At 62.7% G+C, this 1,268-nt stretch carries 2 protein-coding genes; both read right to left on the bottom strand.

Features of this window, described 5'->3' with window-relative positions; genetic code table 11:
- Window positions 1-100: 100 nt before the first annotated feature.
- The gene (locus AC1DWI_RS23620; protein WP_477725969.1) at window positions 101-1,111 is read right to left on the bottom strand and encodes a zinc-binding alcohol dehydrogenase family protein; all 1,011 of its coding nucleotides are present in this window, start codon (window positions 1,109-1,111) and stop codon (window positions 101-103) included.
- Between the two features lie 22 nt (window positions 1,112-1,133).
- Entirely contained in the window at window positions 1,134-1,265 is a 132-nt protein-coding gene (locus AC1DWI_RS23615) for an L-rhamnose mutarotase (protein ID WP_477725970.1), read from the bottom strand.
- Window positions 1,266-1,268: the final 3 nt, after the last annotated feature.

Below are 1,268 nucleotides of genomic sequence, written 5' to 3'. Positions count from 1 at the left end.
GCCCTGGGCCAGGGCCTGGGATACAAACAGGTCTGCATGCGCCTGCAGAAAGCGTCCGGTGCCGAACTGCAGGATGGGCGTGCTCACGTGGAGGCTCCGGTCAGCATTCGATCAGCGCCTTCACCACGCCCTGCGTGGGGTCCAGCAGGGTGGCGAATTGGGCGGGTACATCGGCCAGGGCCATGCGATGGGTGTTGAGCGCCGCGGTGGGGATTTTGCCGCCCCGCATCGCCTCAAGCACCGTTTCGAAGTCTTCCATGGTGGCATTACGGCTGCCCAGCAGCGTAGCCTCGCGTTTGTGAAACTCCGGATCGGCGARCGTAATGTTGTCCAGCACTATCGACACCAACACATACTTGCCGCCATGGGCAATGAACTGGAAGCCGCGCTCCATGGCCTTCGCGTTGCCCGTGGCGTCAAAAACGACATCGTAAAAATCTCCGTTGGTCAGTGCGCGCAGCTCGTCCAGGTCCTTGTCACCTATCACAACACCCGCATGCGCCCCCAGGTGTTGTTTGCAGAATTCCACCCGCTCCTTTCGCGTGTCCAGCGCTGTGACCTGGCCACCACGCAGGCCGGCGAATAGCAAGGCAGCCATGCCGATGGGGCCCGTCCCTACCACCAGTACACGCTGGCCGGGCTGCACGTCGGCGCGACGTACGGCGTGGGCACCAATAGCCAGAAATTCCAGCATGGCGGCCTGGTCCAGTGAAACACCCTCTGCCTTGCGCACAAACTGCGCGGGTACGTTGAGATACTCGGTGAAGGCGCCGTCGCGGTGCACGCCCAGTACCTGTATATTGACGCAGCAGTTGGTCTTGCCCTGGCGGCAGGCTACACACCGGCCGCATGACAGGTAAGGCATGACGAAGACGCTGTCGCCGGCCTGAAGGGGGCTGTCCGCTGGAGCTTCCTCTACGGTACCCGCGATTTCGTGGCCCATGACGCGTGGATAGGCCAGGAAGGGTTGTTTGCCGGTGAAGATGTGCAGATCGGTGCCGCACACCCCCACGCGGCGGATGCGCAGCAGCACATCGCCTTCATTGCGGATGGGCATGGCCCCTTCAACCGTGCGCAGCACGCCGGGAGTTTCGCAAATGACTGTCAGCATAGATGTCCTTGGGTGGAAGTGGTTAGTCAATGTGGAATACGGATTCCATGGCGGCCCAGTGCTCGCCTGGGCTGCGGGTTTGAAGGGGGCGTTGGCAGGGGCCGCAGAGGGTCCACCAACGCTGCGTCTCGGCATCAGCGGCGATAGCGGCCATGTC

The organism is Polaromonas sp. P3_C2 (genome assembly GCF_056402675.1).
This window is presented reverse-complemented; position numbering and strand designations above follow the sequence as displayed.